The 23,193-nt window shown below is 51.1% G+C and carries 22 protein-coding genes and 1 other annotated feature; of the genes, 21 read left to right on the forward strand and 1 reads right to left on the reverse strand.

The annotated features are described in order from the left end of the window. The first annotated feature begins 4 nt into the window (after positions 1-4). The 5 genes from ACE5LO_RS02865 to ACE5LO_RS02885 all read left to right on the forward strand — a co-directional run bounded on the left by ACE5LO_RS02865 (position 5) and on the right by ACE5LO_RS02885 (position 5,739). On the forward strand, positions 5-268 hold the full coding sequence (locus ACE5LO_RS02865; protein ID WP_375353818.1) for a YggT family protein: 264 nt from the start codon (positions 5-7) through the stop codon (positions 266-268). A 9-nt stretch (positions 269-277) separates the two neighbouring features. Continuing rightward, positions 278-1,060, forward strand: a complete 783-nt coding sequence (locus ACE5LO_RS02870; protein WP_375518570.1) for a YlmH family RNA-binding protein — start codon at positions 278-280, stop codon at positions 1,058-1,060. 120 nt (positions 1,061-1,180) lie between these two features. Continuing rightward, the gene (locus ACE5LO_RS02875) at positions 1,181-1,690 is read left to right on the forward strand and encodes a DivIVA domain-containing protein (RefSeq protein WP_375518571.1); all 510 of its coding nucleotides are present in this window, start codon (positions 1,181-1,183) and stop codon (positions 1,688-1,690) included. Between the two features lie 83 nt (positions 1,691-1,773). Beyond that, positions 1,774-2,050, forward strand: a binding site (T-box leader). Between the two features lie 69 nt (positions 2,051-2,119). After that, positions 2,120-5,209 carry an isoleucine--tRNA ligase gene (ileS, locus tag ACE5LO_RS02880; RefSeq protein WP_375518572.1) on the forward strand — a complete coding sequence of 1,030 codons (3,090 nt, stop codon included), beginning with the start codon at positions 2,120-2,122 and terminating at the stop codon, positions 5,207-5,209. Between the two features lie 74 nt (positions 5,210-5,283). Beyond that, positions 5,284-5,739, forward strand: coding sequence for a DUF5665 domain-containing protein (locus ACE5LO_RS02885; RefSeq protein ID WP_375518573.1), 456 nt, complete (start codon positions 5,284-5,286; stop codon positions 5,737-5,739). Positions 5,740-5,928: 189 nt separating this feature from the next. On the opposite strand, the gene ACE5LO_RS02890 is transcribed toward ACE5LO_RS02885, so the two are convergent. After that, positions 5,929-6,660, reverse strand: coding sequence for a TraR/DksA C4-type zinc finger protein (locus tag ACE5LO_RS02890; RefSeq protein ID WP_375518574.1), 732 nt, complete (start codon positions 6,658-6,660; stop codon positions 5,929-5,931). Between the two features lie 417 nt (positions 6,661-7,077). On the opposite strand from ACE5LO_RS02890, the gene lspA reads away from it, so the two are divergent. The 16 genes from lspA to ACE5LO_RS02970 all read left to right on the forward strand — a co-directional run bounded on the left by lspA (position 7,078) and on the right by ACE5LO_RS02970 (position 23,160). Further along, a complete protein-coding gene (lspA, locus tag ACE5LO_RS02895) occupies positions 7,078-7,572 on the forward strand; it encodes a signal peptidase II (RefSeq protein WP_375518575.1) in 495 nt (164 codons plus the stop codon). Beyond that, positions 7,565-8,530, forward strand: coding sequence for an RluA family pseudouridine synthase (locus ACE5LO_RS02900; RefSeq protein WP_375518576.1), 966 nt, complete (start codon positions 7,565-7,567; stop codon positions 8,528-8,530). Before lspA ends, ACE5LO_RS02900 begins: the two co-directional genes overlap by 8 nt. 469 nt (positions 8,531-8,999) lie before the next feature. Next, a complete protein-coding gene (pyrR, locus tag ACE5LO_RS02905) occupies positions 9,000-9,566 on the forward strand; it encodes a bifunctional pyr operon transcriptional regulator/uracil phosphoribosyltransferase PyrR (RefSeq protein ID WP_375518577.1) in 567 nt (188 codons plus the stop codon). After that, the gene (locus tag ACE5LO_RS02910; protein WP_375518578.1) at positions 9,563-10,480 is read left to right on the forward strand and encodes an aspartate carbamoyltransferase catalytic subunit; all 918 of its coding nucleotides are present in this window, start codon (positions 9,563-9,565) and stop codon (positions 10,478-10,480) included. Before pyrR ends, ACE5LO_RS02910 begins: the two co-directional genes overlap by 4 nt. A 52-nt stretch (positions 10,481-10,532) precedes the next feature. Beyond that, positions 10,533-11,852 (forward strand): dihydroorotase, encoded by a 1,320-nt coding sequence (gene pyrC / locus ACE5LO_RS02915; protein ID WP_375518579.1) that lies wholly within the window; start codon positions 10,533-10,535, stop codon positions 11,850-11,852. A gap of 55 nt (positions 11,853-11,907) precedes the next feature. Continuing rightward, positions 11,908-13,044: a glutamine-hydrolyzing carbamoyl-phosphate synthase small subunit gene (carA, locus tag ACE5LO_RS02920; protein ID WP_375518580.1), complete on the forward strand. Its 1,137-nt coding sequence runs from the start codon at positions 11,908-11,910 to the stop codon at positions 13,042-13,044. Position 13,045: 1 nt separating this feature from the next. Further along, a complete protein-coding gene (gene carB / locus ACE5LO_RS02925; RefSeq protein ID WP_375518581.1) occupies positions 13,046-16,264 on the forward strand; it encodes a carbamoyl-phosphate synthase large subunit in 3,219 nt (1,072 codons plus the stop codon). A 94-nt stretch (positions 16,265-16,358) separates the two neighbouring features. Beyond that, on the forward strand, positions 16,359-17,093 hold the full coding sequence (gene pyrF / locus ACE5LO_RS02930) for an orotidine-5'-phosphate decarboxylase (protein ID WP_375518780.1): 735 nt from the start codon (positions 16,359-16,361) through the stop codon (positions 17,091-17,093). Continuing rightward, positions 17,090-17,734, forward strand: coding sequence for an orotate phosphoribosyltransferase (gene pyrE / locus ACE5LO_RS02935; RefSeq protein ID WP_375518582.1), 645 nt, complete (start codon positions 17,090-17,092; stop codon positions 17,732-17,734). Before pyrF ends, pyrE begins: the two co-directional genes overlap by 4 nt. A 120-nt stretch (positions 17,735-17,854) precedes the next feature. Further along, positions 17,855-18,019, forward strand: a complete 165-nt coding sequence (locus ACE5LO_RS02940) for a hypothetical protein (protein WP_375353833.1) — start codon at positions 17,855-17,857, stop codon at positions 18,017-18,019. A 223-nt stretch (positions 18,020-18,242) separates the two neighbouring features. Beyond that, positions 18,243-19,031: a class I SAM-dependent methyltransferase gene (locus ACE5LO_RS02945; RefSeq protein ID WP_375518583.1), complete on the forward strand. Its 789-nt coding sequence runs from the start codon at positions 18,243-18,245 to the stop codon at positions 19,029-19,031. 40 nt (positions 19,032-19,071) lie between these two features. Next, a complete protein-coding gene (locus ACE5LO_RS02950; protein ID WP_375518781.1) occupies positions 19,072-19,614 on the forward strand; it encodes a dCTP deaminase in 543 nt (180 codons plus the stop codon). A gap of 21 nt (positions 19,615-19,635) precedes the next feature. Further along, a complete protein-coding gene (dcd, locus tag ACE5LO_RS02955) occupies positions 19,636-20,157 on the forward strand; it encodes a dCTP deaminase (RefSeq protein WP_375353835.1) in 522 nt (173 codons plus the stop codon). Then, a complete protein-coding gene (locus ACE5LO_RS02960) occupies positions 20,154-21,167 on the forward strand; it encodes a hypothetical protein (RefSeq protein WP_375518584.1) in 1,014 nt (337 codons plus the stop codon). The genes dcd and ACE5LO_RS02960 overlap by 4 nt, the downstream gene beginning before the upstream one ends. Next, positions 21,164-21,955 carry a metallophosphoesterase family protein gene (locus tag ACE5LO_RS02965; protein ID WP_375518585.1) on the forward strand — a complete coding sequence of 264 codons (792 nt, stop codon included), beginning with the start codon at positions 21,164-21,166 and terminating at the stop codon, positions 21,953-21,955. The genes ACE5LO_RS02960 and ACE5LO_RS02965 overlap by 4 nt, the downstream gene beginning before the upstream one ends. Next, entirely contained in the window at positions 21,952-23,160 is a 1,209-nt protein-coding gene (locus ACE5LO_RS02970) for an ATP-grasp domain-containing protein (RefSeq protein WP_375518586.1), read from the forward strand. The genes ACE5LO_RS02965 and ACE5LO_RS02970 overlap by 4 nt, the downstream gene beginning before the upstream one ends. Positions 23,161-23,193: the final 33 nt, after the last annotated feature.

Consider the following 23,193-nt stretch of genomic DNA (forward strand, 5'->3'; position numbering starts at 1 on the left):
CTTTTTGACGGTTGATTCAATTATATTTTTAATTGCGCGAATTTATCAGTACATGATTATCGTATATGTTCTTCTCTCCTGGCTTCCCAACGCGCGGGAAAGCTTTATCGGGGAGATGCTGGGCAAGCTGGTGGAGCCCTACCTGGCGCCGTTTCGCCGGTTCATCCCGCCGATTTTTGGCATGATTGACATTTCGCCTATCGTAGCACTGATTGTGCTGAATATGGCTTCTTATGGTCTGGTCTCGCTGATCGGCTATTTCGTCTAGGAGGTTTACATGCGGACCGAAATGTACACCCATTTCCACCCGGACGAGAAGGACTTTGTTGACCGGGCCTGGGAGTGGGTAGAACGGGCAGGACAATTTCACGAACACAAACTGACCGATTTTCTGGACCCTCGTCAGGCTTACATACTGGGCACGCTGGCTGCCCGCCGCAATGACGTACAGATCCGCCTTGACGGCGGGTACGAAGCGGCGGAACGCAAGCGTGCCCTTGTGGCGCCGGATTACAGTTACCTGGAGGATGAGGATATGGGCATGAAGGTGCTGTCCATATCCTCTGATGACACAAAAATCGGGGAACTGGAGCACGGTGATTATATGGGAGCTGTTCTGGCTCTCGGGATCAAACGGGGAAAGATAGGGGATATCCACGTATTGGATGACGGATGTCATATCGTTGCCGCAGCGGATATTGGCCCTTTCCTGACGATGCATCTGCAGCAGGTGCACCGGGTGCATGTGCGAAGCGAGCTGCTGCCGCTGGACAAGCTGCAGCTGAAAGAAAACGCTTTTGAAACGATCGAGTTCACGGTAGCCTCCCTGCGGCTGGATGCCATCGTCAGCGATGTGTACAGGCTCAGCCGCAGCAAGGTGCTGGCCCCCATCAGGGCGGGCCGCTGCCGCGTAAACTGGAAAGCGGAGGAGAACCCGGCCGCGTCGCTGAAAGAAGGAGATGTTATATCCTTTCAGGGATTTGGGCGATTTAAGATATTAGAAACGGGCGGTTTGACGAAAAAAGGAAGACAACGCGTTATGATCGGCAAATTTGTATAATGATAAGGCAGGAATCCATTTCTTTTTGTCGAATTGGTTATGCTAATAACGATCCCCGTTTGGCTGATTGCCGGATATGAAGAACTTTGGAGAACACTAATCTTTCAGGAGGTGCGCGCCATGCCATTATCCCCATTGGATATACATAATAAGGAGTTTGCTCGCCGGCTTCGCGGATACGACGAAGATCAGGTGAATGAATTTCTGGACCAGGTGATCAAGGATTACGAAGCTGTCATCCGCGAGAACAAGGAGCTTGGCAACCAACTGATCACTCTTCAGGAGAAGCTGGATCATTTCTCCAACATTGAAGAGACGCTGAGCAAAACGATCATCGTAGCCCAGGAGGCTGCCGATGAGGTGAAGAACAACGCCAAGAAAGAAGCCCAGCTGATCGTGAAGGAAGCGGAGAAGAACGCCGACCGCATCGTGAACGAGGCCCTGGCGAAATCCCGCAAAATTGCGTTGGAAGTGGAAGAGCTGAAGAAGCAGGCCTCCATCTACCGCGCACGTTTTCGCACATTGGTTGAGGCGCAGTTGGATCTCCTTAGCCAGGATGGCTGGGAAGCGCTGGAGAACCGGGAGCGCGAGGTCTTGGACCGTGAACGGGAAATGAAGGAAATTTACTGATGCCGCGTTATGCGGCCATTGACTTTTGCTCATAAATCGGCTATATTTTTTCACTATAGCAGAGTTTTTTGTCACGTTTAAACGAAAATTCTATGATGGGACCCAGTAGGTTATGATTTTGCTCCCCAGAGAGTTGGCATTTCAGGTGCAAGCCAATGTGCAGAGCATGACTGAATATCTTCCCGGAGAAGTGAGCTGAAGCGCCCCGGCGTGAGTAAGCGGTCACCGTATGCCGAACGTTATATCGGCTCCCCGCAGTATTCAGGCGGGGATATGAGCGCCGTTGGCTTGTGTGTTTACGAAGTGAATGCACATGAAACGGAATCAGGGTGGTAACGCGAGCAAAGCCTCGTCCCTATTACAGGGGCGGGGCTTTTTTGGTGCCGGTTTTTCAGCACAAGGGTTCATAAACGAAAGGACGGAATGTAAATGCAAAGAGTGGATGTCAAGGAGAAGGCGCGGGCTCGTGAGCAGCGGGTACTGAACAAGTGGAAGGAAGACGACACGTTCCGTAAGTCGATGACCTATCGCGAGGGCAAACCGAATTACGTGTTTTACGAGGGACCACCTACTGCGAATGGCAAACCTCATATCGGCCACGTGCTTGGTCGTGTCATCAAGGATTTCGTCGGCCGTTATCAAACGATGAAGGGCTACCGTGTTGTCCGCAAAGCAGGATGGGACACGCATGGACTGCCTGTTGAGCTTGGCGTGCAGAAGCAGCTTGGTATTTCTCATAAGCATGAAATCGAAGAATACGGTGTTGAGGAGTTTATCAAGAAGTGTAAGGCAAGCGTATTTGAATATGAGCAGCAATGGCGGGATTTGACGGAGGCCATCGGTTACTGGACCGACCTTGATCACCCGTACGTGACCCTGGAGAACAGCTACATCGAGAGCGTGTGGAACATTCTTGCGACGGTTCACGAGAAGGGGCTGCTGTACCGCGGCCATCGTGTAAGCCCTTATTGCCCGAGCTGCCAGACGACTCTCAGTTCCCACGAGGTGGCTCAAGGATACAAGGACGTCAAGGACCTGAGCGCCACCGCCAAATTCAAGCTGCATGACAGCGGCGAATATGTGCTGGCATGGACGACCACCCCATGGACACTGCCAGGCCACACGTCGCTGGCGGTGAATCCGGACATGGAGTATGCGAGAGTCGAGCAGGAGGACGGGGTATATATTGTCGCCAAGAACCTGGTGGAGAAGGTCATGAATGGTGATTACGAAGTCATCGGCACACTTCTGGGCTCTGAGCTGGTCGGCAAAACCTATACGCCGCCATTCAGCTACATTCAGGTGGAGAATGGCAATACGATTCTCGGTGCAGGCTTTGTAACAGATACAAGCGGTACAGGGATTGTCCATATGGCGCCCGCCCATGGCGAGGACGACTACAGAGTATGCCGGGAGAACGAAGTCGGCTTCATCAATGTAGTCAACCTGCAGGGGCGTTATACGGATCAGATCACAGATCTGGCGGGCCGTTTTGTAAAAGAATGCGATGTCGATATCGTGAAAATGCTGTCTGATAAAGGCCTGCTCTATGGCAAAGAAAAATACGAGCACAGCTATCCATTCTGCTGGCGCTGTGATACACCACTGCTCTACTATGCGATGGACAGCTGGTTTATCAAGACGACAGCGATCAAGGATCAGCTCATTGCCAACAATAACGAGGTGGACTGGTACCCGGGGCATGTGCGCGAGGGCCGTTTCGGCAAATTCCTGGAGGATCTTGTTGACTGGAATATCAGCCGTGACCGCTATTGGGGCACACCGCTGAACATCTGGACTTGCGCGGAAACCGGGGAGCAGTTTGCGCCGCACAGCATCGCCGAGCTTCGTGAACGCGCCATCGGCGACGTGCCGGAGGATATTGAGCTGCATAAACCTTATGTGGATCAAATCAAGGTCCGCAGCTCCTGCGGCCAATATGAAATGACCCGTACGCCGGAAGTGATCGACGTATGGTTCGATAGCGGGTCGATGCCGTTTGCGCAGCATCATTATCCGTTTGATCAGCAGGAGACATTTGCCCAGCAGTTCCCGGCTGACATGATCTGCGAAGGTATTGATCAGACTCGCGGCTGGTTCTACAGTCTGCTAGCTGTGTCGACATTGCTGACAGGCAAGGCGCCGTACAAGGCGGTTATGGCTACAGGGCATGTGCTGGATGAGCAGGGCCAAAAAATGTCCAAATCAAGGGGCAATGTCATCGATCCCTGGGAGATTATTGACGAATACGGTACGGACGCCTTCCGTTGGGCGCTGCTTTCGGACAGTGCTCCATGGAACAGCAAGCGTTTCTCGAAGGGCATTGTTGGCGAGGCGAAATCCAAGCTGGTAGACACCCTGGTCAACACACATGCGTTCCTGACGCTATATGCCACCATCGACGGCTTTGATCCGGCGGAGCATCCTTTCAAGCCTTCCAGTCACAAGCTTGACCGCTGGATTCTGTCCCGCCTGAACAGTTTGATCAAGATGGTTGACAAAGGCTTGACTGTGAACGATTTCCTGAACGCCTCCAAGGCGATCGAAGCCTTCGTGGATGAGCTCAGTAACTGGTACATCCGCCGCTCGCGCGACCGCTTCTGGGGCAGCGGCCTAACGGAAGATAAACTGGATGCCTACCGGACGCTTACTCATGTCCTGCTGACATCTGCCAAGCTGCTGGCTCCATTTACGCCGATGGTGGCTGAGGATATCTATTTGAACTTAAGCAGCGGGGAAAGCGTACATCTGGAGGATTATCCGGCTGCCGATGAGTCGCTGATCGATGCCAGGCTGGAGCAGGATATGGAAACCGCCCGCCGCGTGGTGGAGCTTGCACGCAACGTGCGCAACGAGACATCGATCAAAACGAGACAGCCGCTCTCGGAGCTGATCGTTTCCATGGACCGTGACTTTGAATTATCCGGCTATGAGGAAATCATCAAGGACGAGATCAATGTGAAGCATATTCATACGGAAACGGATGATAGCGGTTTTGTCGATTTCACCTTGAAGCTGAATTTAAAGGTCGCGGGCAAGAAGTACGGCAAAAATGTCGGTTTCCTGCAAAATCTGTTCAAAGGCATGTCTGCGGACGAGACGCGTGCTGTGGTGGAGAATGGTGCCCTGAACGTTGTGTCTCCGGAAGGAGAGGAGCTGCAGGTGACAGCCGAGGAGCTGCTGGTGGAGAAAAAGGCGAAGGAAGGTTTTGCTTCCGCATCCGGCTATGGCCTGACGGTCGCCCTCAACACGGATGTCACACCGGAGCTGGAGCAGGAAGGCTGGGTGCGTGAAGTGGTGCGCGTCGTTCAGGATTACCGTAAAAAGCTGGATCTGCCCATCGAGAAACGAGTGGCTCTTACGCTGGATGTTGACGCTGAGCTTAAAGCAGCTATCGAGCGGTTTGAAAGTGTGCTGCGTGACAACGTGCTGGTAACGGAGCTTGCCTTTGGCAGTACCGAGCCTATGGAGCGTGTGGAAGCCGGTGGAAAATCGATCGGGGTTCATATCGCAGAATAAGGCTGCAGGGTGAAGCGCATAATAGAATAGAGTGAACTTGGCAAAACGAGCCTGTGCTTCTGGAGACGGATACGATGTCCGCTCTGCGCACGGCTCGTTTATTGTTCCCTGCAGGTTACTATGAACAGGGAGGAGTGCTTACGATGGCTGAAGGCAGGCGTCGTCGCGGCGTAAGAAGCCGTTCAGGAGAGAACCATCATATCCGTGGCAATGGCAGGCCCGGAACTACCTTCATGCGGCCGGAAAAGAAAAGGCGCTTCGGAACCCCGCACTGGATTGCCGACAAAATGGAGCTGTCCCGGGTAGCCGAATATGCCATGCTGCTGAACAGACCCTGGCGGCTGATCTGGCTTAATTTGCTGGCAGGAACGTCCCGCGGGGTGGGCATTGCGGTCGGCTTTACTTTTTTTGCTGCGACGATTATCTACGTGCTGCAGGTGCTCGGCAAGCTGAATCTTCCCATTATCGGGGATTATATAGCCGATATTGTGCGGATCGTACAGCATCAGCTTGAGCTGTCGACTTATTAGAGGTAGTTCAAAAAGTCATCTTTTGATCACGAAGGAAATCAGGAAGCGGATTCGACATCGAATCTTGAATTCAGCCGGGCCTTCCGGGGCTCACGTACCCCAAGTACGCTCCGCTCCTCAGTCCCTGGCTTCATCCAACCTTCTCGGTGCTGAAAACCTGACTTTTTGAACACGCACTATAAGCCTTTTTTACTCTTCGGTGTTAACGTCCGGCTCCAGCAGCGGCTCACCCTCACCCTGCTTCATATATTTTTGGTACATGGGGCCGCGAACGATCGTGACGTTGTCACCGGTTATATCTGTGGCGATAAAGCTTTCGTATGATTCCACAAAGCCCTGATTATCATCGCCGTCTTCAATTTCCACTTCATCATAGTTATGAACCTCACGGTTTTCGGACAGGGCGGGCGAGTTAGAATTGCCCCAGCTTGAAACGATCTGCCATGCATCCTCCCCGTCAAAGCCATTGTATTCATGCTCATCCAGACTGGAGCGGCCAAACGGGGGATAGAGAAACTCTTCCTCTACAGGGCGGTTATTGGATACTTCCTGCTCCGGATTGTATTCGGCGAGGTATTTCGTGTACGGAACGGCCAAAAGACGTTCATAAGGAATGGGTTTCCCGCTGGTGGCGCAAATGCCATAAGTGCCTTCTTCCATGGCTTTGAGAGCCGAGTCTATACGCTCAAGCATAAATTCATCATGCTCGACCAGCGCCAAATCCTTGCCTCTTTCATAGGTTTCCGTACCAACATCACCCGGGTGGTTATCGATCAGGGACAATTCGCCTGTCTGTGCACGCTGTCCGTCAGACAGGCCGCGGTGTCCGTCACCTCCATGCAGACGGTGTTCAATATCCTGCTTGCGCTTTAACAGCTCGTTGCGCAGCGTATTCAGCTGCTGCTCGGTAAGTGGGGACATAAGGCATCTCCTTTCAGAAATCGGGCAATGGTCGCGGCTGTTTTTAGAAGTAGTTCAAAAAGTCATCTTTTGATCACGAAGGAAGTCAGGAAGCAGACTCGACAGCGAATCTTGAATTCAGCCGGGACTAAGTGGATGCTTACGAAGCATGTTTCCTATGGAAACATTTCAGGTGCTCACGTACCCCAAGTACGCTCCGCTCCTCAGTCCCTAGCTTCATCCAATCTTCTTGGTGCTGAAAACCTGACTTTTTGAACACGCACTTATAGGGTGTGCCGCAGGCTTGTTTTTTAGAGGAGGGAATTTCTATCAGGGCTGGCGCGCTGTGCCTCTCATGGACGATGTTCCGGCCCTTATGCTACAATAAATGGGTCTGAATGAAGATAGTAACGGAATTATGGGATCGGAGTGACAACGGTGATTTTTTATGTAGTGGCATTTATTGTATTCTTACTGGATCAAGGGACAAAATATCTGATTGCAACGAGAATGGAACTGGGCGAGACGATTCCGGTCATCGGCAGCTTCTTTCAGATTACGTCACACCGAAACCAGGGGGCGGCATTTGGCATTCTGCAGGGACAGCGGGAGCTTTTCATCGTCATTACCGTGGTTGTGGTCATTGCGATCATCTGGTATTTGCGAAAAACAGTCCGCAACGGGCAGAAGCTGCTGCCGTTTGGTTTGAGCCTCGTGCTGGGCGGGGCCATCGGCAATTTCCTGGACCGGGCAATCGCCGGTGAAGTAGTGGATTTTGCGCGCTTCAACTTTGGTAGCTACACCTTTCCGATCTTTAATATAGCCGACTCCGCGATTGTGGTCGGGGTGGCGATCATCATACTGGACACTCTGCTGGAATCAAGACGGCAAAAGGAAAGCAGCAGCATGGAAGGAACGAACGGGAATGAATGAGGAATTTCAAACTGATTTGTCAGATGAGCTGGAAGACCACGAAGGCGGCGAATTGCTCGATTGGACTGTGGATGCGGCTGCGGCCAAAACCCGAATTGACAAATATTTAGCAGACAGAATGACCGATGTGTCCAGATCCCAGATTCAGCTGTGGATTGGAGACGCGCGGGTGCTGGTGAATGGGGCGGCGGTGAAGGCCAATTACAAGCTGCTGGAAAATGACCGCATTGAGTTAAGCATTCCTGAGCCGGAAAGTGTGGAAATTGTTCCTGAGGATATACCGCTTAATGTGGTATATGAGGACGTGGACGTCATCGTGGTCAATAAGCCGCGCGGGTTGGTTGTTCATCCTGCTCCCGGACATGCCTCCGGGACTCTGGTCAATGCGCTGATGTACCACTGCCACGACCTGTCCGGCATCAATGGCGAGCTTCGGCCAGGCATCGTGCATCGTATTGACAAGGATACTTCCGGGCTGCTGATGGCGGCCAAAAATGACAAGGCTCATGCGTCACTCGCTGCCCAGTTGAAGGATCACAGTGTAACCCGCAGGTATATAGCGCTCGTGCACGGCAACCTGAGCCACGATCAGGGGACAGTGGATGCGCCGATCGGCCGCGCTGCAGGAGACCGCAAAATGTTTACCGTTACGGACCGCAACAGCAAGCATGCTGTCACTCATTTTCTCGTACTGGAGAGGTTTGGTGACTACACGCTGCTTGAGCTGAAGCTGGAAACCGGACGGACGCACCAGATTCGGGTTCACATGAAATTTATCGGGCATCCGCTTGTCGGAGATCCGATGTATGGTCGCAGCAAAGGCATCCGTATGGACGGACAGGCGTTGCATGCTGCAATATTGGGCTTTGTTCACCCGACTACAGGGGACTACCTCGAATTCAGCGCACCGCTCCCGCAGGATATGGAGGACGTGCTTGCCTCCCTGCGCAGCAGGTAATATACAACCATTATTTATGTTATTTATATGTAAGAATTGAACCAGACCGCCTGTAAAGGCGGTTTTTTTGTACTCGCAAGCAGACGATAAAAATAAACATGGATAAATATACAGTTATATCGTATAATTATTAAAAATAGCTTCCGGTCCCCGGCAGGCAAAGGTGTTGACAGTGGAAATTCTTTCTGTCATAATTCGTGTAGATGCGATGAAATTTATCACACGAAATGTGATGATGAAGGAAATCTGAATAGCACCTTTAAATCAGTCCCGTGAGGCTGGCAAGGTAACGTGAATGGATCACTGAAGTGCTTCCGCTGTGGCGGCATGCCCTCAGTGTGTTCGAATGAGATCAGACGACAGCAGCAGACTGTCGATCGGGACTCCTTGCCAATCTGGGCAAGGAGTCTTTTTTGTATCCGTCACGGGACCAGATCTGAAGGCAACATGACCCGAGGAGGCTGGAAGCATGAGCAGCAATGAAGTGCATGTACTGATGGATGAACTGGCAATCCGCCGCGCATTGACCCGGATTGCACATGAAATTCTGGAGAAAAACAAAGGCATCAACGGTTGTGTGCTGGTTGGGATCCGCACGCGCGGAGTGTTTCTGGCCAAGCGGCTGGCAGCCAAAATTGAGGAAATTGAAGGAACGCCGATTCCCTGGGGCGAGCTTGACGTCACCCCTTATCGCGATGACCGCAGCGGCACCGCCAGCGCGGATGGCAGCAAGCAGTTGACTATGAACCCATCCGATGTATCGGTGCATGACAAGAAAGTCATTTTGTTCGACGATGTGCTTTATACGGGACGGACGATCCGTGCGGCCATGGATGCGCTGATGGATTGCGGTCGGCCGCAGATGATTCAGCTGGCGGTTTTGGCAGACCGTGGACATCGGGAGTTGCCGATCCGCCCCGACTATATAGGTAAAAATATCCCCACCTCGAAAACGGAAGAAATCGTGGTCGCCTTGAAAGAAACGGATGGCAAGGACGAAGTGACGATCATTCAGAACCGGGGGGAACAGGCATGACAACAGCAATAGCCAGCAAATTAAAGGACCGCAGCCTGCTTGGGCTTAAAGATTTGAGCCGCAGTGAAATCGAATCGATTCTCGACCGTGCGGTATACTGGGAGTCCCAGCCGCAGAAGCTTGTACCTGTTCTGCAGTCCCGCTTTGCAGCCAACATGTTTTTCGAGAACAGCACCCGCACCCGCTTCTCCTTTGAAATGGCGCAGAAGCGACTTGGAGCACAGGTGCTTAACTTTGCCGCAGCGGCATCCAGCGTAGCGAAAGGGGAGTCCATCTACGATACGGTACGGACGCTCGAATCAATGGGTATTGATGCCGGGGTGATCCGGCTCAAGCCGGCGGGTGTGCTGGAGCAGCTTGCGGAGAAAGTGAACGTTCCGCTGGTAAATGCGGGCGACGGCAACAATGAGCATCCGACACAGGCCTTGCTTGATCTGTACACGATGCGCAAATCGTTCGGAGAACTGAAGGGGCTGCGCGTATCCATCATCGGCGATGTGCTTCACAGCCGGGTAGCACGCTCCAACCTGTGGGCACTGCACAAGTTCGGAGCACAGGTGAGTTTTTGCGCCCCATCCAATATGCAGGCTCCTGAACTGGCGGAGCACGCCCCTTATGTAACAATAGAAGAAGCGCTGAAGGCGGATGTCGTCATGATGCTGCGTGTACAGCTGGAGCGGCACGCTGAGGGCATGCTGAAGTCGGAAGAGCACTACCGGGAGCAGTATGGGCTTACAGAGGAGAGAGCTTCCAGACTTGCCCCAGACACGATCATTATGCACCCTGCGCCGGTGAACCGGAATGTGGAGATTGATGATGCGGTCGTGGAGAGCGGTCAGTCACGGATCTTCCCGCAGATGGCTAACGGTGTTCCCGTCCGCATGGCGGTTATGGAACGGGCGATGAAGCTGTAAGCAGGACGGCCGGATAGGAAGCAAACTACCTGAAGCGGAGGAGAAAAACAAAATGGCCCAGTTGATTACAAATGCAAGCGTACTGAACGAGCAGGGGGAGCTTGAGCGTAAATCCATCCTGATTATAGATGGCAAAATTGAAATGATTGTGGATGCACAGGCAGGCTTGAGCCTCTTATTTGAATCAGGCACTCCGGTTGATGAACGAAAGGTTGAAAAGATTGACGCCCATGGCAAGCTGGTGATTCCGGGGTTAATTGATATGCATGTTCACCTGAGGGAGCCTGGCTTCGAACATAAAGAAACAATCGAAACAGGCAGCAGATCGGCGGTCAAAGGCGGGTTTACGACGATTGCCTGTATGCCGAATACTCGTCCGGTGACGGATAAACCGGAAACGGTGCAGCTTGTGCTGAACAAAGCCGCGGAGGCAGGGCTGGCAAAAGTCCTTCCGTATGCGGCCATCACCAAAGGCGAGCTGGGACGGGAGCTGACGGATTTCGAAGCATTGAAAGCAGCGGGAACCATCGGTTTTACGGATGACGGCGTTGGTGTGCAGAGCGCACAGATGATGAAGGACGCCATGTATAAAGCGGCGGCTCTTGATATGCCGGTGATTGCGCACTGTGAAGACAACACTCTGGTTGAAGGAGCCCCGGTGGCGGAAGGTGAGTTTGCCAGACGCCATGGCCTGAAAGGCATTCCGAACGAATCGGAGGCCATTCATGTCGGCAGGGACATCCTGCTGGCTGAAGCGACAGGTGTGCATTACCACGTATGCCATGTTAGCACGGAGCAATCCATCCGCCTGATCCGTCAGGCGAAAGAGATCGGAATTAACGTGACTGCCGAGGTGTGCCCTCATCACTTGCTGCTGTCCGAGGAAGATATTCCGGGGCTGGATGCGAACTGGAAAATGAATCCTCCCCTGCGCTCGGCGCGGGATGTGCAAGCCTGTATTGAGGCCTTGCAGGATGGAACGATTGACATTATTGTCACAGACCATGCCCCGCACAGTGAGGAAGAAAAAGCGAAAGGCATGCAGCTGGCGCCGTTTGGCATCGTAGGCTTTGAAACGGCCTTTCCGTTGCTGTACACCCGGTTCGTGGCAACCGGAGTTTGGACACTGGAATTTCTGGTGCAGCGCATGACGGTGGACCCGGCTAGAGTATTCGGTCTGAATACCGGGCGTCTGGAAGAAGGGGCGCCTGCCGATCTGACTATGATTGACCTCGAAAGCGAGCAGGTTGTTGATCCGCTGACCTTTGAATCCAAAGGCCGCAACACTCCTTTCACAGGCTGGAAGCTGAAGGGCTGGCCGGTGAAGACCTGGGTGGACGGGCGGCTCGTATGGAGCGCAAATGTGCAATAATTAGGCGAAATAGGACTATGACTTTATAAAGACATAATTGAGGAGTGAGAACGGGATGCAGGCAAGATTACTGCTTCAAGACGGTACGCTGTTCACCGGCAAGGCATTCGGCGCGGAGGGTGAAAAGACGGGTGAAGTCGTATTTAATACAGGGATTACAGGCTATCAAGAGGTGTTGACAGATCCGTCGTACTGCGGCCAGATTGTCACGATGACGTATCCGCTGATCGGCAACTACGGAATTACACGTGACGACTTTGAATCCGTGCGTCCTTACGTGCACGGCTTTGCGGTCCGCCGTTACGAGCCGGTGCCAAGCAACTGGCGCGCACAGTACAGCGTAGACGATCTGTTGAAGGAATACGGCATCGTCGGCATCAGTGATATCGATACCCGCATGCTCACCCGGATGATCCGTCATCATGGTACGATGAAGGGCATTCTTACAACCTCCTCCAAACCGGTTGCAGAACTGATGGAAATGATGAACGACACGACCATTGCCGAGCTGCGCAATCAGGTGCCGATGACCTCCACGCGTCATGTGTACAGCAGCCCGGGAAGCAAGGAACGGATCGTGCTGATTGACTATGGCGCCAAGAGTGGTATTCTGCGCGAGCTGAACAAGCGTGATTGCGATGTGGTGATCGTGCCGCATGATACGACTGCGGATGAAATCCGTCGGCTCAATCCGGACGGAATTCAGCTTTCGAACGGTCCCGGGGATCCGAAAGACGTTCCGCATGCGGTGAAAACCATCGCCGAGCTGCTTGGCGAATATCCGATGTTCGGTATTTGTCTGGGGCATCAGCTGTTCGCACTGGCTGCAGGTGCTGACACCGAGAAGCTGAAGTTCGGCCATCGCGGCGGCAACCATCCGGTGAAGGAACTGGAAAGCGGACGCTGCTTCATCACCTCACAGAACCACGGCTACACGGTCAACGAAGAATCCGTGCGCGGTACGGATCTGGAAGTGACTCATATCAACAATAACGATAAGACCATCGAAGGTCTCAAACATAAGGAGTATCCTGCGTTCTCGGTGCAATACCATCCTGAAGCGGCGCCGGGTCCGCAAGACAACAGCTATCTGTTCGACCGCTTCCTTGAGATGATCCGGGAGCACAAACAAAACCATCCGAAGCAGCCGCGCCAGGTCGTTATCGCAGCTGCCGGGAAAGGAGTCCGCTAATATGCCGAAGCATACAGACCTCAAGAAAATACTGGTGATCGGTTCCGGGCCTATCGTTATCGGTCAGGCGGCTGAATTTGATTATGCCGGAACCCAGGCATGCCAGGCGCTCAAGGAAGAAGGCGTGGAAGTCATCCTGATCAACAGCAACCCGGCAACCATCATGACCGACACCAATATGGCAGATAAGGTATACATTGAGCCGATTACGCTGGAATTTGTAACGCAAATCATCCGCCAGGAGCGTCCGGACGGCCTTCTTCCTACACTTGGAGGACAGACAGGTCTGAACATGGCGGTGGAGCTGGCAAGAGCAGGCGTTCTGGAAAGCGAAAATGTGAAGTTACTCGGTACTCAGCTCAGCTCAATCGAAAAAGCGGAGGATCGTGATCTGTTCCGTGAGCTTATGCGCGAGCTGGAGCAGCCTGTGCCCGAAAGCACGATCGTGACCACCATGCAGGAAGCGCTGGATTTTGCAGGAGAAATCGGCTACCCGATCATTGTGCGCCCGGCCTATACGCTTGGTGGTACAGGCGGCGGAATCTGTGCGACGGAAGAGGAACTGCGCGAAACGGTCGCTTCCGGCCTCCGTTACAGCCCCATCGGACAATGTCTGATCGAGAAAAGCATTGCCGGCATGAAGGAAGTCGAATACGAGGTTATGCGCGACGGCAACGATAACTGTATCGTGGTGTGCAACATGGAAAACTTTGACCCGGTTGGCGTTCACACCGGAGACAGTATCGTGGTGGCGCCGAGCCAGACGTTGTCTGACCGTGAATACCAGATGCTGCGTTCGGCATCACTGAAAATTATCCGTGCCCTCAATATTGAAGGCGGCTGCAACGTGCAGTTTGCGCTGGACCCTTACAGCTATCAATATTATGTTATCGAAGTCAATCCGCGTGTAAGCCGTTCGTCGGCGCTGGCTTCCAAGGCGACCGGTTATCCGATCGCCAAGATGGCTGCCAAAATTGCGCTGGGTTATACGCTGGACGAAATCATCAATCCGGTTACGGGGCAGACGTATGCCTGTTTCGAGCCGACGTTGGACTATATCGTAAGCAAAATTCCACGCTGGCCGTTCGACAAATTTACGTCAGCCAATCGCAAGCTGGGCACGCAAATGAAAGCCACCGGCGAGGTGATGGCGATCGGGCGGACGTTTGAGGAATCCATTCATAAGGCGGTAAGATCGCTTGAAATTGGCGTACACCGCATTTATCTGAAAGACGCCGAAACACTCTCCGATGAGGTGCTACAGAGCCGTCTCGTTAAAGCGGATGATGAGCGTATATTCCTCATTGCCGAAGCCTTCCGCCGTGGATATAGCCAGCAGGAGATCCAGGATTTGACGAAGGTGGACTGGTGGTTCCTGGACAAAATTGAAGGCATTGTCGGCTTCGAGAGCCGCATGGCGGAAGAGTCTGAATTGACTTATGAGACTCTGTATCAAGCGAAGCGTCTTGGTTTTACGGATCGCTCGATTGCAGAGGTGCGCGCGTCCCACCAGCTTGGCGGAAGCTACACTACGGAAGCGGAAGTGCGAGAGTTCCGTTTGAGCCATAATTTGCGTCCTGTCTATAAAATGGTGGATACCTGCGCGGCAGAATTCGAGGCGACTACACCCTATTATTACTCGACATATGAAACAGAAAACGAGGTAACTGACACACGCAAAGAGAAAGTGGTTGTTCTTGGCTCCGGGCCAATCCGCATCGGGCAGGGCATTGAGTTCGACTACTCGACAGTGCACGCCGTATGGGCGATTCAAAAAGCGGGCTATGAAGCGGTTATCATTAACAACAACCCTGAGACGGTATCCACAGACTTCAATACATCCGACCGTCTCTACTTCGAGCCGCTCTTCTTCGAGGATGTCATGAACGTGATCGAGCAGGAAAAACCGATCGGCGTTATCGTGCAGTTTGGTGGTCAAACGGCGATTAACCTGGCTGCGCCACTGAGTGCCGCAGGGGTGAAAATTCTCGGCACCGACCTGGCCAGCATTGACGAAGCGGAAGACCGCAAAAAGTTCGAAGCACTGCTGTCCCGTCTCCGCATCGCACAACCACAGGGCAGCACGGTGACTTCGGTTGATGAAGCGGTCGGAACGGCACAGGGACTAGGTTATCCGGTGCTCGTACGCCCTTCGTACGTACTGGGCGGACGCGCGATGGAAATTGTATACTCGGACGCTGAACTGCTCAACTACATGAAGGAAGCTGTTAAAATCAATCCGGAGCATCCGGTGCTGATCGACCGTTACATGCTTGGCAAAGAAGTTGAAGTGGACGCCATCTGCGATGGGGAAACGGTGCTCGTTCCGGGTATCATGGAACATGTCGAGCGGGCAGGGGTTCACTCCGGCGACTCGATCGCGGTATATCCTCCGCAGCATCTGGACGAAAGCCTGAAGCAAAAAATCGTGGATATCACCATCAGCATCGCCAAAGAGCTGAAAACGATCGGACTGGTTAATATTCAGTTTGTTATCCATAACGACGAAGTATACGTCATCGAAGTGAATCCGCGCTCTTCCCGGACGGTGCCGTTCCTGAGCAAGGTAACCAACATTCCGATGGCGAATATTGCCACCCAGGCCATTCTTGGCGCGAAGCTGAAGGACCTTGGTTATGAAGATGGGCTCTGGCCGGAAAGCGATCATGTGTCGGTCAAGGTGCCGGTATTCTCCTTTGCGAAGCTGCGCCGTGTGGAGCCTACACTCGGGCCTGAAATGAAATCCACCGGCGAAGTGATGGGCCGTGATGTAAAATATGCGAAGGCGCTCTATAAAGGCCTCGTCGGTGCAGGCATGAAAATTCCGTCGACAGGAGCGATTATCGCCACCGTATCCGACAAGGATAAAGCGGAAGCGGTAGAGCTGCTGCGCGGATTTTACAAGCTGGGTTACAAAATCATTGCCACTGGGGGTACAGCGACGGCACTCGAGCAGGCCGGCATTCCAGTTACGATTGTGAACAAGCTGAGCGAAGGTACACCAAACATTCTGGATCTGATTCGCACAGGTGAAGCCAACTTCGTATTCAATACGCTGACCAAAGGCAAGACCCCTGAGCGGGATGGCTTCCGTATCCGCCGTGAAGCGGTAGAGAACGGAGTGGTGTGCATGACCTCACTGGATACGGTGCGCGCGCTGCTGGGTATGCTGGAGACGCTGAACTTCTCCTCGGAAGCCATGCCGGCATTGAGCCGCTAAGCTTCGGCAGCATCATCTAAAATTTTGGAAAGGACATCTGACAGCACAAGGCTGAAGGATGTCCTTTATCACGGACGGGAGATGTGAGATAGTGATGATGTTACCGCAGAATATGGCTGGACGCCTGATGGTTGCATTGGATTTTCCGGATGCGGACAAGGCGCGCAAGCTGGTGAAAAGCCTGCAGGGCATACCCTGCTATATGAAGGTGGGCATGCAGCTTTTTTATGCGGCTGGTCCTGATTTTGTGCGTGAGCTGAAGGATAAGGGCTATTCCGTCTTCCTTGACCTGAAAATGCACGATATTCCAAACACGGTGCGCGGTGGAGCCGGCAGCATCACGCGGCTTGGTGTCGATATGTTCAACGTTCACGCAGCCGGCGGCACCGCGATGATGTGCGCAGCCCGGGAAGGTGCGCAGGCGGCTGTGGAAGGGAATTCTGCCCTGACACTGCCGACGATCATTGCCGTGACCCAATTGACGAGCACGGATCAGCGCACGATGAATGAGGAAATCGGCATCGCGGGTTCTGTAGAGGAGACGGTTGTAAGGTATGCGCGGCTTGCACAGGAAGCGGGGCTGCACGGAGTCGTCGCTTCTCCGCTTGAAGTGCAGGCCATCGGGGCTGCCTGCGGACCGGATTTCCGGACAGTCACGCCGGGAATTCGTCCGGCCGGCAGCTCTGTCGGGGATCAGGCGCGCATTTTGACGCCAGGACAAGCTATTGCAGGCGGCAGCAGCTACATTGTAGTAGGACGCCCGATTACGGGGGCAGCGGACCCGCGAACGGCCGCCGAGCAAATTATTGAGGAGATGATGAAGGCATGACGATATCATTGGCACAAATACCTGAACAAATCGCAGCACATCTGCTGCGCATCAAGGCGGTGGCTCTGCGGCCGCAGCAGCCTTTCACCTGGACATCGGGCATCAAATCACCGATTTATTGCGACAACCGGCTAACCATGAGCTACCCGGAGGTGCGTGAACTCATTGCGAACGCGTTCGCCGTAGTAATCCGTGAACGTTATCCGGATGTAGAAGTTATTGCCGGGACAGCCACGGCCGGTATTCCGCATGCCGCATGGGTAGCGCAAAAGCTGAATCTTCCCATGGCTTACGTGCGTGATAAAGCGAAGGGACACGGCAAGGAGAATCAGATTGAAGGGCTGATCAAGGAAGGACAAAAGGTCATCGTCATTGAGGACCTGATCTCCACCGGAGGCAGCTCCATTAAGGCAGCGAAAGCCGTGGAGCAGGCAGGTGCAGCGACGCTGGCCGTGCTGGCCATTTTCAGCTACCAGCTCGACAAGGCAACCCAGGCCTTTGCCGAAGCGGGCGTCAAGCTGGAGAGCCTGTCCAACTATTCATCTCTTATGGACGTCGCCCTTCGCGAGGGAGCGATTCAGGAAAGCGAGCTTGAGCTACTTCGTTCCTGGAGACAGGATCCCGCTTCCTTCGGCCAATGAAAGCATGATCTCAGCCCGGCAGCCGCCGGGCTATTTGTGCTGCCTGCGGATTGCCATGTACTAATTGCACAAGAAAGGGGCACACTAAAGCACGAAACTGACCTGGAAAGAGGGAGAGACATGAGGTGGGTGTATTTCGGCAAATTGTATACAACCAAGTTTCAGGCGGGATGCCTTGCCAAACGGCTTGAGGAGGACGGTTGGATTTACGGCTATCATGATCCAAGAGCAGTGGAAGTGTATCAGTCCAAAAAAGGGCGTTATGGTGTAAAATTTATCCTATGAATAATGATCTATTTGACGGGGCTATGACCAAATGGCTTCGTCTTTTTTATTCACCAATTTAGAGGGTAGTATTGAATATATTGGGAATATGAGTCTTTTGGCCTATATGAACAAACGGATATGATACATTATATTGTAAATACGCCAAGATTTTTTACATAAAACAACGTTAAATTTACATTGTAAAGAAAAAATTATGCATCGCTAGAAGGAGGCCATTTTTTTGTTAAAACAAAATCATATGTGGACGGAAGAAGAGTTGAACGGCAATATTTCCTACAACAATGATACGGCAGATATTAGCGAAAAAAACAGTTGGCATAACCTTTTTGAATCTCCTCAGTGGATTTTAATGAACCCTGCTGAGGAAATCGTTGATTTTTATCATACATATCTGGACAGCCCCAGCAGACAGTTCAGAAACAGAACGAATCTGCAAGGAAACAAATTGCATGATCTGGGGTGTGGTGGTGGACGCCACCTTTATTATTTTGCCGAGTACGGGTTTGATTTGACAGGCAGTGATTTGTCCACAAATGCAATTAACTTCACGAAATCCGAGCTTGAACGCAGAAAAATGAACGCACGCTTGAATTTATGTCCAATGACCGATTTGCCCTATGAAAATGGCGAGTTTGACATTACGATTTCGAGAGCAGTCATTAATCATGGAACCTTGCAAGATATGAAAAAAGTTGTGTACGAGGTGGCACGAACGACGAAAAAGGGCGGACTCTTTTTTGTAACCTTCTCTTCAGAGCGTGCTTCCGATTGGAAAAAAGGCACAGAGGTGTTAGAGGATGTGACTTATATCCCGGCTGAAGGACCTGAAAAAGGATTGATTCATACTTTTCTCAGTGCCGCAAATGCTGCAGCCCTGTTGGAGCCTTTTTTTATCATTGATAAGCTGTACATCTCTGAGCATCCACCGTTAATGCCCAATGCTCCGGGAGCAACAGATCCGAATGAGTATTTTGGCTCGGAATACGTCCTGATTGGTATTCGGAGATAACAACGAAGGATGTCGATCAAGCTGATCAAATTTATAAATGATGAAGGTGAGTCTATTGATTTTGACTGGCACGGAGATTGAACGGCAAGTTCTAAATAATAGAATCCATATCAGGCCATTTATACAGGAGCATATCAATCCAAACAGCTATAATTACAGACTTGGGCCCAAACTGCTGGAGATTACGGATGATGTGATTGACCCCGCGCGTAAAGTAAGCTACAACGAGATTTCATTGAATGCGGACGGTTATGTATTAATGCCCAAAAGACTATATCTTGGTTCCACCGTGGAGGAAATCGGAAGTGATCATTATGTTACCCAATTAATTGGCCGTTCCTCTGTTGGCAGACTCGGACTTTTTCTGCAAATTACCGCTTCCTTGGGGCATATCGGTTCCAAGCACTGTTGGACGCTGGAATTGAAGTGCGTTCAGCCGGTTAAAGTGTATCCTGACATGAAAATCGGCCAGGTCAGTTTTTGGAATATAGAAGGTGAAAATTCTGAGAGCTACCTCGGTAAATATCAAAATTTTAACTCCCCCCATGTTAGTGAATTTTTTAATGAAATGGTTCAAAAATAGCCGACCAAGCAGGAGAGAGATATGATTTTAACAGGACAGAAGATTAAAGAAAATGTATTAAATCATAAAATTGTTATCGAGCCCTTTGATGAGAGCTCATTAAATCCAAATTCCATCAATTTTCGATTAGGCGATTATGTTAAAGTGTACAAAAACAATGTACTGGACCCCAAGGTGAAGCAAGAGGTCGAAATTCTCTCTATCCCTGACGACGGGCTGGTATTACATCCGGACAGGCTCTATTTGGGGTATACGTTGGAAAAAATGGGGAGCAATCACTTTGTGCCGATTATAAGCGGCAGATCCTCTACGGGCAGATTAGGGCTTTTTGTTCATATCACAGCCGACTTGATCGATATTGGCTCCATCAATCACTGGACCTTGCAGCTTCATGCGACACAGCCTATTCGTATCTACAAAGGGATGTTGATAGGTCAGGTTACCTTTTGGAAGCCTCAGGGGGAGATCGTTCTGTATGACGGGAAATATCAAGGCAGCACGGAACCGGCCGAATCGCAAATCTGGAGGGACTTTAGTCTATGACATCATTCCTTATGGATAGCGGCAAATTTAGTGCGCAGCATATCAGAATGAATCATCAGAACATTATAGACCGTTTTAACAGCTATTATGAATCCAAGGGTTTCGTCAAGCATGCCCCTGTTTCAATCAATTCAAAAATGGATCCAAGTGTATACTTGATAGGGTCAACCATTAGTGTACTCAAGCCTTATCTTTTTGCCGGGGAGATTCCTGACAGAGGTTTTTATTTGGTCCAAAGGTGTATTCGTACACATAATTCCCGAATTCTTATGAAAGATGGGGAATTCCCGAAGTGGGCTTCCTATTTTCAAAGCATCGGTACATTGTCTCCAGTGAACAGATTAAACGACGTCTGCCGCGAGGTGTGGGAGTTTCTGCATAACGAACTTGAAATCGCGAGTCAGGATATAATGATACGGGCATCTGCCGTGGACGAGGATCTGCTACACTTTTGGCGGCAGCTTGAAGATCGTCCGGTTATTGAATTGGATGCTTTTCCGCGAACTTATTACCGTCATCGTTACGGTCATGAGCAATGGACAGGGAGAAACATCAATTTTGCGCTGAGACAGCAAGATGGAGACCGGTTTGAGGATATAGGGAACCTTATCGTTATCGAACATATTCAGGGGCATGAAGCAGGCGGGGTCGAAACCGCTTTTGGGATCAGCACCTTGCTTGCACGAAAATTCAGCCTTCGTCATCCTATTGAAGCGTCCTTGATCAGCACGATTATTCCTTTTCATCTTGAAAACACGTGCAAACTATCTGATGCATTGGCTGTTGTACTTCATCTGGTGCGGGAGGGCATTAAACCGAATGCGTCTAACACGAGAGGCAGAATACTTCGTGCGTATCTTCGCGGACTGAGTTACTTAATGAAGCAGAATCATTACAGCCCGGCATGTATAAAAAAATTTGCGCAGGCGTATGAGCTGGAGGAATATGGTTCATTAACCGAGTCAGGGGAGCATTTATTTTTTTATCTGGTCAAAGGAGAACAAGCATGATTATTGGTATATTATCCGATATCCATGAAGATTTGATCCGCTTGAAAGAAGTCTTGACTATTTTCGAAAAGAAAAATGTGAATGATATTGTCTGCCTCGGCGATCTTGTCGGTTTCTCCGTACCCTATTACCCTTATCTGGACTCACGAGACGCAAACGAAGTGGTTCGTATCATCAAAGAAAATTGTACTTTTTGTGTCATCGGCAATCACGATTTGTATGCTGTTCACAAAATTCCGCATCAGCGCTCTTTTTTTAACTATCCAGCAGATTGGTACGGAATGGACTTCCATACACGCAAGCAGCTGGCTTCAGGCAAGGTATACCTTTATGAAGACAACGAATTGCCTTCTTTACTGACGTCCCAAAATAAAGATTACTTAATGTCACTACCGGAATATGTCGTGATGAATTGCGGTGCTTACAATATTATGTTAACTCACTATGCCTTCCCGGATATCACCGGATCTGCCACGCATGAGGTTCTTTTTCCGTCCGACCTGCAAGAACATTGGGAATTTATGATCAATCATCAATGTTTATACAGCTTTTCAGGAAATGATCATTTTGAAGGCATGCGTTTGTTTACACAGAATCAATGTAAGGACTATGGCTTTGAAGAGGTACAGCTGCCAGATCGTTTGTTATGGTTGCATGGGCCTACCGTATCGAAGGGCACGTTTAAAAATGGATGTATGATCTACGATACCGAACGCAGAGTTATTGAAGCCATACCGCTCTACTCTGAAACACATACGATTGCGGGCAATAGAGAGGTGCAAAGATGAAGCATATATTGTTTGTAGAAAGCCGTGAATACTTGCCTGGCATTGAATTCTGTAAACAACAGAACTGGAAAGTGACCTTGCTGACGACAACCCCGGAATTTTATCAGAAAGAAAAACTGGCAATGGTTGATGATGTGTTCACGGTTGAGACTTATGATGAGCAGAAGGTCGTGGAATTTGTACGGCAATATCATGCACGCCAGCATTTGGATGCGGTTCTGTCATTCAGTGACCTCTATGTTATCCCGGCTACAGCCGCAGCAAAAGCAATCGGGGTGCCAACGATGGACCCTGAGGCAACCAAAAGGGCCAGAAATAAGTGGATTACACGGGAGTTATGCAAGCAGCACGGAATTCCTTCGCCATCGTTTTATAATGCGGCCAACCTGCAGCAGGCTTTAGAGGCGGCTGAAAAAATAGGGTATCCGTGTATCATTAAACCGGTAGATGGTGCCAGCAGCTTAGGGGTCAAATGTGTTCATAATCCGCAAGAGCTGGAAAGAGCATATGCTGATTACATGGAAAATAGGCACTTGGGGAAGGGTTTATACGGCAGTGAAAGGCTGCTTATTGAGCAATACATTGAAGGGGAGCTTTTCAGTGTGGAAACACTAACCTGCAATGGAGCAACCCATGTACTTGGCATAACAGACCGGCAGCTTATCGGGTTTCCGGGTTTTATCGAGAGCGCGGGTGTTTTTCCGATTGTTGGTCAGCACCAGGATTCCTCCATCCAACTGGTGCTCCGTTGCCTGCAGGTGCTGGGAATTGATTTTGGCGCTGCTCATACTGAAATCGTACTGACGGCCAAAGGTCCCTTGATCATTGAAGTAAACCCGCGCATGGGTGGAGGGCCTGTGCATGATCTTATTTATTACGCAACAGGAATTGATTTTGTTAAAGAAATTATCAAAATTCATATGGGAAAGCCGCCTGAGCTTCAGCCAGTTCACTCCAAAGTGGCTGCTGCCAAAATACTTTATTCGACCGTCAACGGTACACTGCGCTCAATAAAGCAACACCAGCCGATCCTGGAACAGATGGATGTGAAGCATTTTAAGGTAAGCAAAATAGGTCAACAAGTTAAAGTACCGGAATCCAACTTTGATAGTATCGGGACATTGGTTGTCGTGGGCGATACGGAATCTGCTGCCAGAAGCCGGCTGGAGCTCATAGAACAGCAGCTTGAGTTTATAGTGGAATGATGGGGGTGTCCATTTATTTTACTGGCAGGTATT

The organism is Paenibacillus medicaginis, assembly GCF_042138635.1.
GTDB lineage: Bacteria > Bacillota > Bacilli > Paenibacillales > Paenibacillaceae > Paenibacillus > Paenibacillus medicaginis.

Coding starts and splice junctions, on each gene's coding strand:
- carA (WP_375518580.1), top strand. CDS start 11,908: ATGCAGGCAAGATTACTGCTTCAAGACGGTACGCTGTTCACCGGCAAG.
- ileS (WP_375518572.1), top strand. CDS start 2,120: ATGCAAAGAGTGGATGTCAAGGAGAAGGCGCGGGCTCGTGAGCAGCGG.
- carB (WP_375518581.1), top strand. CDS start 13,046: ATGCCGAAGCATACAGACCTCAAGAAAATACTGGTGATCGGTTCCGGG.
- ACE5LO_RS02900 (WP_375518576.1), top strand. CDS start 7,565: ATGAATGAGGAATTTCAAACTGATTTGTCAGATGAGCTGGAAGACCAC.
- ACE5LO_RS02970 (WP_375518586.1), top strand. CDS start 21,952: ATGAAGCATATATTGTTTGTAGAAAGCCGTGAATACTTGCCTGGCATT.
- dcd (WP_375353835.1), top strand. CDS start 19,636: ATGATTTTAACAGGACAGAAGATTAAAGAAAATGTATTAAATCATAAA.
- ACE5LO_RS02960 (WP_375518584.1), top strand. CDS start 20,154: ATGACATCATTCCTTATGGATAGCGGCAAATTTAGTGCGCAGCATATC.
- ACE5LO_RS02940 (WP_375353833.1), top strand. CDS start 17,855: ATGAGGTGGGTGTATTTCGGCAAATTGTATACAACCAAGTTTCAGGCG.
- ACE5LO_RS02885 (WP_375518573.1), top strand. CDS start 5,284: ATGTCCGCTCTGCGCACGGCTCGTTTATTGTTCCCTGCAGGTTACTAT.
- ACE5LO_RS02910 (WP_375518578.1), top strand. CDS start 9,563: ATGACAACAGCAATAGCCAGCAAATTAAAGGACCGCAGCCTGCTTGGG.
- ACE5LO_RS02870 (WP_375518570.1), top strand. CDS start 278: ATGCGGACCGAAATGTACACCCATTTCCACCCGGACGAGAAGGACTTT.
- pyrE (WP_375518582.1), top strand. CDS start 17,090: ATGACGATATCATTGGCACAAATACCTGAACAAATCGCAGCACATCTG.
- ACE5LO_RS02950 (WP_375518781.1), top strand. CDS start 19,072: ATGAAGGTGAGTCTATTGATTTTGACTGGCACGGAGATTGAACGGCAA.
- ACE5LO_RS02965 (WP_375518585.1), top strand. CDS start 21,164: ATGATTATTGGTATATTATCCGATATCCATGAAGATTTGATCCGCTTG.
- ACE5LO_RS02875 (WP_375518571.1), top strand. CDS start 1,181: ATGCCATTATCCCCATTGGATATACATAATAAGGAGTTTGCTCGCCGG.
- pyrC (WP_375518579.1), top strand. CDS start 10,533: ATGGCCCAGTTGATTACAAATGCAAGCGTACTGAACGAGCAGGGGGAG.
- pyrF (WP_375518780.1), top strand. CDS start 16,359: ATGATGTTACCGCAGAATATGGCTGGACGCCTGATGGTTGCATTGGAT.
- pyrR (WP_375518577.1), top strand. CDS start 9,000: ATGAGCAGCAATGAAGTGCATGTACTGATGGATGAACTGGCAATCCGC.
- ACE5LO_RS02890 (WP_375518574.1), bottom strand. CDS start 6,660: ATGTCCCCACTTACCGAGCAGCAGCTGAATACGCTGCGCAACGAGCTG.